The sequence below is a fragment of the Thermocrispum sp. genome, assembly GCF_002919275.1.
In the GTDB taxonomy this organism is placed as follows: domain Bacteria; phylum Actinomycetota; class Actinomycetes; order Mycobacteriales; family Pseudonocardiaceae; genus Thermocrispum; species Thermocrispum agreste.
On sequence record NZ_PKFA01000037.1, the window covers coordinates 1 to 14,262 of the forward strand.

Consider the following 14,262-nt stretch of genomic DNA (forward strand, 5'->3'; position numbering starts at 1 on the left):
CGGTCCGTGGCGTTGCTGCCGGGCACGACGACGGGTGCGGTCCGTGGCGTTGCTGCCGGGCACGACGACGGGTGCGGTCCGTGGCGTTGCCGCTGGGCACGACGACGGGTGCGGTCCGTGGCGTTGCCGCTGGGCACGACGACGAGCGCGACACTGTGCAGATCCGGTCAGCGCAACCGTAGACCTTGCGGGGTGGCGCGGAATCCGGCGGCCCGCAGCACCCCGGCCAGCTCGGAGGTGAGCGCCTGCTCGCCGTCGGCACGCCGGACCGTCAGCGGCTCCAAGCGGCCGGATCGCACCAGATCGGCCACCGCATGCGCGGCGGCGGCCAGCACGTCCTCGTCGGTGGTGAACGACAGCAGCGACTTCCCGCCACGCTCCAGGTACAGCGCCGGCCGTCCGCCGACCAGCACCACCACCGCCCCTGCCTTGCGGCCGGGCCGGTGCGGCGACTCACCGGCCGGCGCAGGCCAGGGGAGCGCCGCACCGTACGGTTGCGCAGGGTCGGCCGCCGACAGCACGACCACGTCCTTGCCGAGCGGATCGACGGCCCGCAGCCGGTCGATCGCGCCGGGCACCGCGAACTGGGCGCCACCGAGCCCGTCGATCACATAGCCCCGGATGACCTGCCCGGTCTCGGCCATCTGCCGCAGGACCTGATAGATGCCGGCGAAGCCACCGCTGACCCGCTCGGTGTCCAGCGACCCGCGGGTGAGCACCCCGTGGCGCTCCAGAAACGATTCGGTGCGGGCGTGCGCGCGCCGTGTGGGGTTCTGCTCCCGCTGCGGCACCAAGGCCCACCTCCCGGAGACCGTCGGCGGCCCGGCGATGGTGGGCAACCGGGGACGTGCTGGCAGCTGCGCGCCCATGGTCCGCGCCCGCATCCGTGCGTAGCGGCCTCGCGGTGCCGTGCGTCGTGGACGCTGGGCCGCACCACCACCGGACAGCACGGCGCGCAGGCCATTGAGGCTGTCCCCGGTGACCACGCCTGCCCACACCAGATCCCACAGTGCGGTGACCACTTCGGAATCCGTGGGGGAGGGGTCGATGCGCCCGTGCAGCCGCTCGACCAGCTCGCGGAAGAACAGCGCACCGCCGTCCAGCGCGGCCACGATCGCCGTGTGGAGCTCGCCGGTGGGAACGTCGACGGGGTCGGGAAGGAGCAAATCGGCGACGTCCGACGGTGCCAGTGCCACCCACCCGTCTCCGCCGGGCAGCGTTCCGCACCCGCACCACGTGACCTCGCCGCTGGTGGTGAGCTCGTCCAGCAGGGCAGGGGTGTAGCCGGGCAGCCGCGCGGGCAGCACCAGCGACTCCAGCGCGGAGGCCGGAACGGGCGCGCCCGCCAGCTGCTCGACACAGCCGAGCAGATCGTCGGCCGTCGCCGACCGTGCCGACGATCCGCCGATGCCGTGCCACGCCGGAAGGAAAGCACCTAGTACGTGGGGGTCGACCGGCTCGACCTCGGCGCGCATGCGGGCCAGACATGCGCGGCGAATCCGCCGCAGCACGTCGGCGTCGCAATAGTCGACGGCGTAGTCCGCCGGCGCGGGATGCAACTGACCGCGCACCAGAACGCCGGCGCCGGCCAGCTTGTCCAGGACGCGCTCCACCACCGCCACGCCGAGCCCGAACCGTTCGGCGGCTTGCCGCGCGGTGAACGGGCCCCGTCTCCGGGCGAAGCGGACGAGCAGATCGCGGACCGGGTCCTCCACCGGTTCGAGAAACGCCGCAGGAACACCGGCGGGAATCGTTACACCGAGGCCGTCCCGCAATCGCGCAGCGTCTTCCACGGCGGCGACGCGCTCCTGGCCTGCGACGGTGACTCGCATCGCGCGCCCGTACCTCTCCAGTTCGGTGATCCACTCCTCGGCGACGCCACGAGCGGCCAGTTCCTCCGGCGTGAGGTCACCGAGGGTGCGCAGCAGATCGGCGACCGCTTCCACGCTGTGCGCATGCCGCTCGGCGGACACATGCTGCAGGTCCGCCTCCACGTCCGCGATCACGTCGGCATCCAGCAGTTCGCGGAGCGATTCCGACCCCAGCAGTTCCGCCAACAGCGCCGAATCCAACGCCAGGGCGGCGGCGCGCCGCTCGGCAAGCGGTGCGTCCGAGTTGTACAGGAATTCGCCGACGTAGCCGAAAAGCAAGCTGCGCGCGAACGGCGACGGAGACTGGGTCTGGACTTCGACCACCCGGATGGCGCGGGCGGCGATGTCACGCATCACCGACCGCAAGCCCGCGACGTCGTACACGTCCTGCAGGCACTCGCGCATGGCCTCCAGGACCACGGGGAAGCGGTCGTAGTCCGCGGCGACACTGAGCAGCTGGCCTGCGCGCTGCCGCTGCTGCCACAACGGTTGCCTGCGCCGCGGATCCCGCCGGGGGAGCAGCAATGCGCGGGCCGCGCATTCCCGGAACCGCGCCGCGAACAACGCACTCGAGCTGACCTCGGTGCGCAACACGTCGTCGATCAGATCCGGATCGAGCACGATGTCCTGTGCACGCAGCACGGCGGACTCCGCCACGTCCGGCAGGCGGAGCACGATGCCGTCGTCGGAGTGCATGACCTGGGCATCCAGCCGCTTGCGGCGGTGCAGTGCCGCGGAGATCGCCAGCGCCCACGGGGCATTCACCTGAGCCCCGAACGGCGAATGGACCACCACCCGCCAGTCGCCGAGCTCGTCGCGGTAGCGCTCGATGACGATGGTGCGGTCGTCCGGGATGTGGCCGGTGGCGGCGCGCTGCTCGGCCAGGTAGGCCAGCAGGTTGTCCACCGCCCAGTCGGTGAGCCCGGCAGCGGCCGCCCGCTCGCGCGCGTCCGCTTCGTCCATGGCCGCCAGCTCACGGACGAACGCCCCGATGGCCTTGCCCAGCTCCAGTGGCCTGCCGACCGTCTCACCCTTCCAGAACGGCATGCGAGCCGGCTGCCCCGGTGCGGGCACGACCACCACCTGATCCGGCGTGATGTCGGTGATCCGCCAGGCCGAGGTGCCCAGCAGGATGGTGTCGCCCACCCGGGACTCGTGCACCATTTCTTCGTCCAGCTCGCCGACGCGGGTCCGGCGCTCGCCCTCCCCGGCGGCAGTGACCACGGTGTACAGCCCGCGATCGGGGATCGTGCCGCCCGATGTCACGGCGAGCCGCCGCGCGCCGGGCCGGGCGCGCAGCTCGCCGGTGGCGCGATCCCACGTGATCCGCGGCCGCAGCTCGGCGAAATCCGTGCTCGGATAGCGGCCGGAGAGCATGTCCAGCACCGCATGCAGTGCGTCGTCGGGAAGCTCGCGATAAGGCGCTGCCCGGCGCACCACCTCGGCCACGTGCGACACCGTCAGCGGACGGTCCTGCTCGGCGGCCACCATCGCCACGATCTGCTGGGCCAGCACGTCGAGCGGGTTGCGGGGACAGCGCAGCGACTCGATACGGCCCGCGGCCATCCGCTCGGCGACCACCGCGCAGCCCGGCAGCTCGCCGCGCTGCTTGGGGAACATCACCCCGGTGGACACCGCCCCGACGTGGTGCCCAGCCCGGCCGATCCGCTGCAGCCCGGACGCCACCGTCGGCGGCGGCTCGACCTGGATCACCAGGTCCACCGCGCCCATGTCGATGCCCAGTTCCAGCGACGACGTGGCCACCACGCACGGCAGCGTGCCCGCCTTCAGCTCCTCCTCGGCGATCAGCCGCTGTTCGCGCGACATCGAGCCGTGGTGGGCCTTGGCGATCACCGGGGGCGGGACGGCCGAGACACCGGACTGGCCGGGCGATTGCGCGGGGAACGTGCTCAGCGTCGGCTCGCCGGCGTGCAGTTCGTTCAGCCGCGTGGTGAGCCGTTCCGCCAGCCGCCGCGAATTGGTGAACACGATGGTCGACCGGTGCGCGGTCACCAGCTCGTAGATGCGGCGCTCGACCGAAGGCCAAATGGACGGGCGGCGGACCGGCGCGCCCACGGTCTCCTCCTGACAGCCCAGCTCGGACCCCATCGGCTGGGACGCGCGGTCCTCCTCCGGCACCGGCAGCTGGGTCATGTGCTCCACCGGCACCTCGACGGTGACCTGCACGGTCTTCGGGGTGGGCGGCTGGACCACCTCGACCGGGCGCCCGCCGGACAGGAACGTCGCCACCTCGTCCACCGGGCGCACCGTGGCAGACAGCCCGATGCGCTGCGCAGGCTTCGGCAGCAGATCGTCCAGCCGCTCCAGGGACAGGGCCAGGTGCGCGCCCCGCTTGTTGCCCGCCACCGCGTGGACCTCGTCGACGATCACCGTCCGGATGCCGCGCAGCGACTCCCTGGCGTTGGAGGTCAGCAGCAGATACAGCGACTCCGGGGTGGTCACCAGGATGTCCGACGGGGACCGGGTGAAGCGCGCCCGCTCGGACGACGGGGTGTCGCCGGTGCGCATCCCGACGGTGATCTCGGGCGCCGGTGCACCGAGCTTGCGCGCGGCGGCCGCGATGCCCTCCAGCGGCTCGCGCAGGTTGCGCTGCACGTCCACGGCCAGCGCTTTCAGCGGGGACACGTACAGCACCCGGCAGCGATGCCGTCGATCCTGCGGCGGCTCGGAGCTGGCCAGCCGGTCGACGGCGAGCAGAAACGCCGCGAGCGTCTTGCCCGAGCCGGTCGGCGCGATGACCAGTACGTCACCGCCGCCGGCGGCAGCGCGCCAGGCGCCTTCCTGCGCGGCGGTCGGACCGGGAAACGCCGCGCTGAACCACGCCCGCGTCGGGGCGGAGAACAACTCGAGCACGCCGGTCACCGGTCCCATCTTGGCCGATGGGGCCGACGAAATGGTCCCTGATCGCCTGCGCGCGCGGTGTTCGCCGGGTGGTTTGCCGGGTATTGCCACGCGGCGGGCACCTGACATGGCAGCATTCATGCTGCCCCACGAGGCGTCACCGGAAGAAGGGAGTGCCGTGCGGGTCCTGTCCATCGATCTGGGCACGTCGAACACCGTCGCGGTGCTGGCCGAGGACGGCCGCTCGCCGCGGGTGGTGGACGTCGACGGCTCGGCCACCATGCCATCGGCGGTCTACGCCGCGGAGGACGGCACGTTGCTGGTCGGCCGGGACGCCGAACGCCGGGCCCGGCTGGATCCGTCGCGGTTCGAACCCAATCCGAAACGGCGCATCGACGAGCAGACGCTGCTGCTGGGCTCCGACGTCGTCCCGGTCAGCGAGGCGCTGGCCGCCGTGCTGCGCCGGGTGCTCAACGAAGTGATCCGGCAGCTGGGCGGCACCCAGCCGGACGAAGTCCGCCTCACCCACCCCGCGCAGTGGGGCCAGACCAGGCGATCGGTGCTGATGTCCGCGGCCAGGCAGGCCGGGATCACCGGGGCCATCACCCTGGTGCCCGAGCCGGTGGCGGCGGCAGCGCACTTCGCCTCGTTCCCCGGGCACGCACTGGCGCCCGGGCAAGCGCTCGCGGTGTACGACCTGGGCGCGGGCACGTTCGACGCCGCGGTGGTCGGCGCCACCCAGGACGGCGGCTTCACCGTGCTCGCCGAGGACGGGCTGTCCGACCTCGGCGGCCTGGACGTCGACCAGGCCCTGCTGGTGCACGTGGGCCGATCGGTCTCGCATTCCGACCCGCAGCGGTGGCAGCGCCTGCTGCGGCCGGAGACCACCGCGGAGCGCCGGGCACGGCGGGCGCTGCAGGAGGACGTCAAGGCGGCCAAGGAGGCGTTGTCCCGGCACCCGCAGACCGAGGTCCCGATGCCGGAGCCGTTCCAGGACGTGCTGGTGACGCGCGAGGAGCTGGAGGCGCTGGTGCGGCCTGCGATGCTGCGCAGCATCGAGCTGATGGCCAGGGTGCTGCGCTCCGCCCAGCTCACCCCGCAGCAGCTGGCAGGCATCTACCTGGTCGGCGGGTCGAGCAGGCTGCCGCTGGTCGGCAGCATGATCTCGGAGAAGCTGGGCGTGGTGCCCTCCAGCTTGGATCAGCCGGAGACGGCCGTCGCGCTCGGCGCGCACCACGTGACCGTGGACGGCATCACCGTCCGCACCCAGGCGGCCGCCGCCGCGGGGAACTCCGGCCCGCACCGGGTCGCCGACGTCGCCCAGGAGGCGCAGGCCACCGGGCCGATCGCGGGCAGTCAGGTCAGCCCGCTGACCGGCACGCCGAGCGGGCCGTATCGGCCCGCGGGCCACAGCTATCCGTCTTTGTCGAGCCAGCAGACGACGCCGAGCAACTTCCCGCAGTTCCCGGTCGTCGGCAAGCGGAAGAAGCGCAGCCGCGGCAAGATCGTGGCCGCCGTCGCCGCCGCGGTGGTGGTCCTCGCGGGGGCCGGTGCCGGCGGCTGGATGCTGTGGGGGCAGCAGGAGGGGCCGCAGACGTTCACCGCCGAGCAGTGCCGCGACCCGGGCAAGCCGGACAGCAAGGGGTTCACCGGCTGCATGCGGCAGCTGGCCGGCGCGGTGGCCGATTCCGAGGCGTTCAACTGCGACAACGAGGTGTCCGGCTCGTTCATGCCGCCGGAGGCACTCGGGGTGCGGGTGGAGTGCGTGCCGCCGAAACTGCCCGGCGGGCACCTGTACTACGTGCACGGGCGCTCCGGCGAGGAGTTGGAGGCCTACGCCACGAGCATGCTCAACACCGCGGCGGGCGGCAGCCAGGTGCAGGCCGACTGGGCGGGCAACGGCCTGAAGGGCCGCTACGCGGCGGTGACCGGGCCGGCGATGTCGGTGCTGACGTTCCGGGTGAACGACCGGCCGCTGCTCGGCGTGCTGCTCCAGGAGCCGTCGATCGGCCCGTCGCAGCTGAAGTCCCCGGACGATCTGGCCGACTACTTCGAGCAGCGCATCCAGCCGGGCACGGTGGACGACTGACCCGCCGGTGACGATCGCGCCGCCGTGCCGTGTCGCCCCGGCCCGCGCATCCCGGGCGCCGGTGACCCGGGTGGCCGCGCGGGGTGTGCCGCAGCAGCGTGCTCGCCCCATCCGCACGACCCAGGACCTGGTGTGACGGACGGCCATCCGGGGACGCTTGGTGGGCGTGGGCGACCCGCCGTTACGGTACTGGCATGCGCATCACCGTGTTCCGGCAGCTGATGGCCGACGAGTTCGGCTCGGTGCGAGCCGCGACGCTGGCCGCCGACTACGTGTTGAGCGCATTGGGTGGCCGGACCGCGGATCAGGCACTGGCCGACGGGGTGGACGCCAAGCAGGTCTGGACGGCGATCTGCGACGAGTTCGACGTCCCCCCGGAGCGCCGCTGAATCGTCGGCGTGTCCGCCGTCGCCTCGAACGGATGTTCGCCTAGGATTGTCCACAACGGGCCGGTTGTCCACAGCTTCGAGCGCGCGTCCGGCGGAATGTCGGCGGTGAACCGTAGTCTCGGCCCGGGACAGGCACACACGTGAGATCAGCGAGGTGGAACCCCATGGCGGCTCTGGATCGGGAGAAGGCGCTCGAACTGGCCCTTGCCCAGGTGGAGAAGCAGTACGGCAAGGGCTCGGTGATGCGCCTCGGTGACGAGGAGCGCGCCCCGATTCAAGCGATCCCGACCGGCTCCATCGCGTTGGACGTGGCGCTGGGCATCGGCGGGCTGCCGCGCGGCCGCATCGTGGAGATCTACGGCCCGGAGTCGTCGGGCAAGACGACGGTGGCGTTGCACGCGGTGGCCAACGCCCAGGCCGACGGCGGCATCGCGGCGTTCATCGACGCCGAGCACGCGCTGGACCCCGAGTACGCCAAGAAGCTGGGGGTGGACACCGACTCGCTGCTGGTCTCCCAGCCGGACACCGGTGAGCAGGCGCTGGAGATCGCCGACATGCTGATCCGCTCCGGCGCGCTGGACATCGTGGTGATCGACTCGGTCGCCGCGCTGGTGCCGCGCGCCGAGATCGAGGGCGAGATGGGCGACAACCACGTCGGCCTGCAGGCCAGGCTGATGAGCCAGGCGCTGCGCAAGCTCACCGCGGCGCTGCACAACTCGAACACCACCGCGATCTTCATCAACCAGCTGCGCGAGAAGGTCGGCGTCATGTTCGGCTCGCCGGAGACCACCACGGGTGGCAAGGCGTTGAAGTTCTACGCCTCGGTACGCCTGGACGTGCGGCGGATCGAGACGCTCAAGGACGGCGGCGAGCCGGTCGGCAACCGCACCAGGGTGAAGGTGGTCAAGAACAAGGTCGCCCCACCGTTCAAGCAGGCCGAGTTCGACATCCTGTACGGGCACGGCATCTCCCGCGAAGGCTCGCTCATCGACATGGGCGTGGCGCAGGGCATCGTGCGCAAGTCCGGCGCCTGGTACACCTACGAGGGCGACCAGCTGGGCCAGGGCAAGGAGAACGCCCGCAAGTTCCTGGCCGAGAACCCGGACGTCGCCAACGAGATCGAGAAGAAGATCAAGGAGAAGCTCGGCATCGGCCCGGTGGTCGACGCCGAGGCCGTCGCCCCCGCCCCGGTCGACTTCTAGCCGATGTCCGCGGCCAAGCGGAAGCCGGTGAGCTCCGCGGGAAGGCCCGCGGGCCGCGCAGGCGAGCCGCAGGCTGCCGAGCCACCAGCGGCGGGAGCCGAGCGCATGCCGTCGGCGGCCGGGCAAGTGCCCACTGCCGGGCGCCAGCCGAGGGCAGCCGGGCACAGGGTGCCCGATACGGCGGGCGAGGCGAAGAAGGCGGCGTTGCGGCTGCTCGCGGTCAAGCCGCGCACCAGGGCCGAGCTGGCGCGAGCGCTCACCCGCAAGGGCTTCGAGGCCGCGGTGGTCGAGACGGTCCTGGATCGCCTCGAGCGTGCCCGGTTGATCGACGACGCCGAGTACGCCGAGATGATGGTGCGGTCACGGTACGTTCACCAGGGGCTCGGCCGTGCGGCGTTGCGGTCGCGGCTGGAGCGCGAGGGGGTCGACAAGGCGATCGCGCAGGAAGCTGTCGAGGCCATCGACGCCGATGCGGAGGAAGCCAGGGCCCGCGAGCTGGTCCGCAAGCGGTTGCCCGCGATGACGAGGCTGCCCGAGGACGCGGTCGTCCGCCGGTTGCTGGGCATGCTGGCGCGCAAGGGTTACCCGGAGGATCTGGCGCTGCGCGTGGTGCGCGAGGAGCTGGCCGAGGCGGGGCGCGAGACAGCCCTGCTGGACGGCCTGACCAGCTGACAGCCCGGGCCACCCCGGCCCGCTTGCCGGTTTCGGCACCTCCGGACTCTTCAGCAGCTGACGATCCCCACCGCCGTACCCTCTGCGGTCGCGGGCGGCAGAGGGCACGGCCTTCTCGGCCCGAAACGCAGAACGACACCGACCCCGTGCTGCGACGTGGACATGTCACCGGAAGTGCCCGGCCTGCTGCCGCTGAGTGGCGCAGTTGGCCTCGGTAGTGACGCGACCTGCTCCCTGCCGGCCATCCCAAGCGGAACCGACACCCATCGCGTGCCGGCAGCGGCCGGGCCGGCATGCCCAGGTCCTGGCGCCCCGGCGCGGTGCGCGGCCGGTCGTGCGGCAGCTGTCGATTGGCGAGGGCGGAGCTGTCCGAGGATGCGATGCTCCATCGGCCGCGGCATGCCGGGCAAGGACCGTCAGGAGACCCGCGCTGGGAATCCGCCGCTGTGTGGAGTCCTGGTCCGCCGATGCTCACGATTGCATCACGGCGCTCGCTTTCCCGCCGGCCGCCGAGCTTGCCGTTTCCCCGCCGACAGCGTGCATGTTCCGGGGACTTCCCGGCTCGGAACAGGGCGACGATCAACCCCAGTGATCGGTTCGGTTTCCGACCCGCTACAGTGCCCGGCACACACACCGGCGTGTGGCCCTTGTCACTTCGACTCGATCACGGCAGAGTCGTCGGTGTTGTCACCCGGGGACGTCCGACGTCCCGAACTGGCCTGGAGGAGCCGATGACGACCACCGAGATCGCCGCTCTGAAACGAAGCATCGGCCAGCTGAGACAGTGCCTGGGTGCGTTGCGCACACAGTACGGTGACGCTCCCGCGCTGCGGCGGTTGGTCAACGACGTCGACCGGCTGGACATCGACGCCGACGAACTGGCGAGCACCCCACCTGCGCCGGTTCGCGCGGGTCAGGCCGGGCCATCCGGAGTCATCCCGATACCGGACACCCCGTACGACGAATCACTGTGGTCGGAAGCGGACGACGAGGGCGTTGGCGGATACCGAGGCGAGCGTCGATGACAACACATGAAACAGGAGTGAATGCCCCGCCGCGAGCGCGGCTGCCGGTTCCCACGTTGCGGGCCGACCGGTGGTGGCTCGGTCCGGCACTCACCGTCACGGGCCTGACGATCTTCGTCGTCTACGCCACGTTCCGGGCGTTCCAGCAGGCCCACTACTTCGTCGCCGAGTACCACTACCTGACGCCGTTCTACTCGCCGTGCGTGTCGTTGGGCTGCACGGAGGAGGCGTCGTTGTTCGGGCGTTTCCTGCCCGACCACCCACTGATCCCGTACGCGGCGGTCAGCTTGCCGTTCCTGCTGCTGTTCCGGATGACCTGCTACTACTACCGCAAGGCCTACTACCGCTCGTTCTGGCTGTCGCCGCCGGCCTGCGCGGTCCCGGAGCCGCATCGCAAGTACACCGGCGAGACCAGGTTCCCGTTGATCCTGCAGAACATCCACCGGTACTTCTTCTACGCCGCCGGGATCGTCGCGGTGATCAACACCTACGACGCGATCGTGGCGTTCCAGTCGCCGAGCGGCTTCGGCCTCGGGCTCGGCAACGTGATCCTGCTGGTGAACGTGGCGCTGCTGTGGGCGTACACGCTGTCCTGCCACTCCTGCAGGCACGTGATCGGCGGCCGGCTGAAGCACTTCTCCAAGCATCCGGTCCGGTACTGGCTGTGGACGAAGGTGTCGCTGCTCAACGGCCGTCACATGGAGCTGGCGTGGATCACGCTGGGCACGTTGATGCTGACCGACTTCTACATCGCGATGGTGGCCGGCGGGGTCATCTCCGATGTGCGGTTCATCGGCTGATGCGGCGGTGGCGGCACGCCGCGGGCACAGCGACCGGCGCACCCGAGACCCCATCGAACGTGAAGAGGTGAAGTCGTGACCGAGGTAGAGCGGCACAGCTACGACGTCGTGGTGATCGGTGCCGGCGGCGCGGGCCTGCGGGCGGCGATCGAGGCGCGCGAGCACGGCATGCGCACCGCGGTGGTGTGCAAGTCGTTGTTCGGCAAGGCGCACACGGTGATGGCCGAAGGCGGCTGCGCGGCCGCGATGGGCAACGTCAACCCCAACGACAACTGGCAGGTCCACTTCCGCGACACCATGCGCGGCGGCAAGTTCCTGAACAACTGGCGCATGGTCGAGCTGCACGCCAAGGAAGCGCCGGAACGGGTGTGGGAGCTGGAGACCTACGGCGCGCTGTTCGACCGCACCCCGGACGGCCGGATCAGTCAGCGCAACTTCGGCGGCCACACCTACCCGCGGCTGGCTCACGTTGGCGACCGCACCGGGCTCGAGCTCATCCGCACCATGCAGCAGAAGATCGTCTCGCTGCAGCAGCAGGACTACGCCGAGACCGGCGACTACGAGGCCAAGCTCAAGGTGTTCGCCGAGTGCACCATCACCGAGCTGCTCACCGATCCGGCCACCGGCGCGATCGCGGGCGCGTTCGGCTACTGGCGCGAGTCCGGCCGGTTCATCCTGTTCGAGGCGCCCGCGGTGGTGATGGCCACCGGCGGCATCGGCAAGTCGTTCAAGGTCACCTCGAATTCCTGGGAGTACACCGGCGACGGGCACGCGTTGGCCATGCGGGCGGGCGCGACGTTGATCAACATGGAGTTCGTCCAGTTCCACCCGACCGGCATGGTCTGGCCGCCGTCGGTGAAGGGCATCCTGGTCACCGAGGGCGTGCGCGGTGACGGCGGCGTGCTGAAGAACTCCGAGGGCAAGCGGTTCATGTTCGACTACGTGCCCGACGTGTTCAAGGGCCAGTACGCCGAGACCGAGGAAGAGGCCGACCGCTGGTACACCGACCAGGAGAACAATCGCCGCACCCCGGACCTGCTGCCCCGCGACGAGGTGGCCAGGGCGATCAACGCCGAGGTCAAGGCGGGCCGCGGCTCCCCGCACGGCGGCGTGTTCCTGGACATCGCCAGCCGGCTGCCCGCGGAGGAGATCAAGCGCAGGTTGCCGTCGATGTACCACCAGTTCAAGGAGCTGGCCGACGTCGACATCACCAAGGAGCCGATGGAGGTCGGGCCGACCTGTCACTACGTGATGGGCGGCATCGAGGTGGATCCGGACACCGCGCAGTCGGTGGTGCCCGGGTTGTTCGCGGCGGGTGAGTGCTCCGGCGGCATGCACGGCTCCAACCGGCTGGGCGGGAACTCCCTGTCCGACCTGCTGGTGTTCGGCCGCCGGGCGGGCCTGGGCGCGGCGAACTACGTCTCCACGCTGTCCAGCAGGCCCGCGGTGCGGCAGGCCGACGTGGACGCGGCCGCCCGGCTGGCGCTGCTGCCGTTCGACCCACCGGAGGGGAGTGGGCAGCCGGAGAACCCGTACGCCCTGCACCAGGACCTGCAGCAGACGATGAACGACCTGGTCGGGATCATCCGCAAGGCCGAGGAGATCGAGCAGGCGCTCGAGCGGCTGGTCGAGCTCAAAGCCCGGATGCGCCGGGTGGTGGTGGAAGGCCACCGGCAGTACAACCCGGGATGGCACCTGGCGATCGACCTGCGGAACATGTTCATGGTCTCCGAAGCGGTGGCCAAGGCCGCCTTGATGCGCACCGAGTCGCGCGGCGGGCACACCCGCGACGACTTCCCGCAGCTGGACCCGCAGTGGCGGAAGACGCTGCTGGTCTGCAGCTCGGCCGCCGACGACGAGCTGGTCCCCGGCGTCACGGTGGAGCCCAAGGAGCAGGAGCCGATGCGGCAGGACCTGTTCGAGCTGTTCGACATCGAGGAGCTGAGCAAGTACTACACCGAGGCCGAGCTGGCCGCCCACCCGGACTACCGGGGTGCAGCCGCCGGCAGCGGCGACGAGGCCGGCAAGGAGGAGGCGTGAGCTACATCGGCAAGTTCCGCGTCTGGCGCGGCGACGCCAACGGCGGCTCCCTGGAGGACTACCAGGTCGAGGTCAACGAGGGCGAGGTCGTGCTCGATGTCATCCACCGGCTGCAGGCCACCCAGGCGCCGGACCTGGCGGTGCGGTGGAACTGCAAGGCGGGCAAGTGCGGATCGTGCTCGGCGGAGATCAACGGCAAGCCGCGGCTGATGTGCATGACCCGGATGTCCACCTTCTCCGAGGACGAGACCATCACCGTCACGCCGATGCGCGCCTTCTCGGTGATCCGCGACCTGGTCACCGACGTCTCCTACAACTACGAGAAGGCGCGGATGGTGCCGTCGTTCCAGCCGCCGAAGGACCTGGCGCCGGGCGAGTACCGGATGCAGCAGGTCGACGTGGAGCGCTCGCAGGAGTTCCGCAAGTGCATCGAGTGCTTCCTGTGCCAGAACACCTGCCACGTGATCCGCGACCACGAGGAGAACAAGCCGGCGTTCTCGGGGCCACGGTTCCTTATGCGGATCGCCGAGCTGGAGATGCACCCGCTGGACACCGCCGACCGGCGAGACCTGGCACAGGACGAGCACGGGCTGGGCTACTGCAACATCACCAAGTGCTGCACGGAGGTGTGCCCGGAGGGCATCCACATCACCGACAACGCGTTGATCCCGATGAAGGAGCGGGTGGCGGGCCGCCGCTACGACCCGGTGGTGTGGCTGGGCAACAAGCTGTTCCGGCGCAACCGCGCCTGACCGGCGGCGTCCTACCATGGACGGACAGCGGCGAGGTGCGGCATGTTCGTCAACATCGTGCTCTATGCAGCGGTCGTGTTCGGCACGCCTGCGCTGTTCGGGGCGGTCATCTGGCTGATCCGGGCCGTGCAGCGGCACCAGGCGCGCAAGCGGGCGCCGCAGCCGACGCACCCGCCGATCGAGCAGCTGTCGAAGAACCTGCGCCGGGTGCACCGCTATCTGGTCGAATTGCCCGACGACGCCCCGGCGATCCGCCGTAAGGCGGCGGAGGAGGCCTACGACGCGTTGCTGATCTCGGCGTGCGAGGCGCTGGAGGTCGAACAGCAGCTCGAGAAGACGTCCCGGCTGGACCGTGACCTGGAACGTTTGCGGATCGAGGAAGCCCTGCAGCAGGCGGGGCTGCGCATCCGGTAGTCCCACGCCCCGGCCCGGAACCGCCGACCAGGGGCTTTCGGGGTGCGCTGAACCAGCGCCCTTCGTCACGCGCTGAGCTGCCGTCGGGCCGGGCGCCGATGGCTGAACACCCGCCGGTGCCTTCCAGACACGACAGCAGGCCAGGG

10 protein-coding genes are annotated in these 14,262 nt (G+C 70.8%); 9 read left to right on the plus strand and 1 reads right to left on the minus strand.

The window, feature by feature from the left end:
* Nucleotides 1–167: 167 nt before the first annotated feature.
* The gene (locus tag CXP56_RS07970) at nucleotides 168–4,763 is read right to left on the minus strand and encodes an ATP-dependent helicase (RefSeq protein ID WP_286900609.1); all 4,596 of its coding nucleotides are present in this window, start codon (nucleotides 4,761–4,763) and stop codon (nucleotides 168–170) included.
* Nucleotides 4,764–4,911: 148 nt separating this feature from the next.
* On the opposite strand from CXP56_RS07970, the gene CXP56_RS07975 reads away from it, so the two are divergent.
* From CXP56_RS07975 to CXP56_RS08015, 9 genes are all read left to right on the plus strand, one after another.
* Entirely contained in the window at nucleotides 4,912–6,822 is a 1,911-nt protein-coding gene (locus CXP56_RS07975; protein WP_028848141.1) for an Hsp70 family protein, read from the plus strand.
* A 194-nt stretch (nucleotides 6,823–7,016) separates the two neighbouring features.
* Complete coding sequence (locus tag CXP56_RS07980; protein ID WP_028848142.1) at nucleotides 7,017–7,211, plus strand: DUF3046 domain-containing protein; 195 nt, start codon at nucleotides 7,017–7,019, stop codon at nucleotides 7,209–7,211.
* 164 nt (nucleotides 7,212–7,375) lie between these two features.
* Nucleotides 7,376–8,413, plus strand: coding sequence for a recombinase RecA (gene recA, locus CXP56_RS07985; protein ID WP_028848143.1), 1,038 nt, complete (start codon nucleotides 7,376–7,378; stop codon nucleotides 8,411–8,413).
* Nucleotides 8,414–8,581: 168 nt separating this feature from the next.
* Nucleotides 8,582–9,085: a regulatory protein RecX gene (locus CXP56_RS07990; protein WP_028848144.1), complete on the plus strand. Its 504-nt coding sequence runs from the start codon at nucleotides 8,582–8,584 to the stop codon at nucleotides 9,083–9,085.
* Between the two features lie 731 nt (nucleotides 9,086–9,816).
* Nucleotides 9,817–10,110 (plus strand): Rv0250c family protein, encoded by a 294-nt coding sequence (locus CXP56_RS07995; protein WP_028848145.1) that lies wholly within the window; start codon nucleotides 9,817–9,819, stop codon nucleotides 10,108–10,110.
* A complete protein-coding gene (gene sdhC, locus CXP56_RS08000) occupies nucleotides 10,107–10,910 on the plus strand; it encodes a succinate dehydrogenase subunit SdhC (protein ID WP_028848146.1) in 804 nt (267 codons plus the stop codon). The genes CXP56_RS07995 and sdhC overlap by 4 nt, the downstream gene beginning before the upstream one ends.
* A gap of 75 nt (nucleotides 10,911–10,985) precedes the next feature.
* A complete protein-coding gene (locus CXP56_RS08005; RefSeq protein WP_051310228.1) occupies nucleotides 10,986–12,950 on the plus strand; it encodes a fumarate reductase/succinate dehydrogenase flavoprotein subunit in 1,965 nt (654 codons plus the stop codon).
* Complete coding sequence (locus tag CXP56_RS08010; protein ID WP_028848147.1) at nucleotides 12,947–13,702, plus strand: succinate dehydrogenase/fumarate reductase iron-sulfur subunit; 756 nt, start codon at nucleotides 12,947–12,949, stop codon at nucleotides 13,700–13,702. The genes CXP56_RS08005 and CXP56_RS08010 overlap by 4 nt, the downstream gene beginning before the upstream one ends.
* A gap of 42 nt (nucleotides 13,703–13,744) precedes the next feature.
* On the plus strand, nucleotides 13,745–14,116 hold the full coding sequence (locus CXP56_RS08015; RefSeq protein ID WP_028848148.1) for a hypothetical protein: 372 nt from the start codon (nucleotides 13,745–13,747) through the stop codon (nucleotides 14,114–14,116).
* The last annotated feature ends 146 nt before the right edge of the window (nucleotides 14,117–14,262 follow it).

Excerpts from the sequence above, each read along its gene's own strand:
- recA (WP_028848143.1), top strand. The coding sequence starts at position 7,376 with ATGGCGGCTCTGGATCGGGAGAAGGCGCTCGAACTGGCCCTTGCCCAG.
- CXP56_RS07970 (WP_286900609.1), bottom strand. The coding sequence starts at position 4,763 with ATGGGACCGGTGACCGGCGTGCTCGAGTTGTTCTCCGCCCCGACGCGG.
- CXP56_RS07980 (WP_028848142.1), top strand. The coding sequence starts at position 7,017 with ATGCGCATCACCGTGTTCCGGCAGCTGATGGCCGACGAGTTCGGCTCG.
- sdhC (WP_028848146.1), top strand. The coding sequence starts at position 10,107 with ATGACAACACATGAAACAGGAGTGAATGCCCCGCCGCGAGCGCGGCTG.
- CXP56_RS07995 (WP_028848145.1), top strand. The coding sequence starts at position 9,817 with ATGACGACCACCGAGATCGCCGCTCTGAAACGAAGCATCGGCCAGCTG.
- CXP56_RS08015 (WP_028848148.1), top strand. The coding sequence starts at position 13,745 with ATGTTCGTCAACATCGTGCTCTATGCAGCGGTCGTGTTCGGCACGCCT.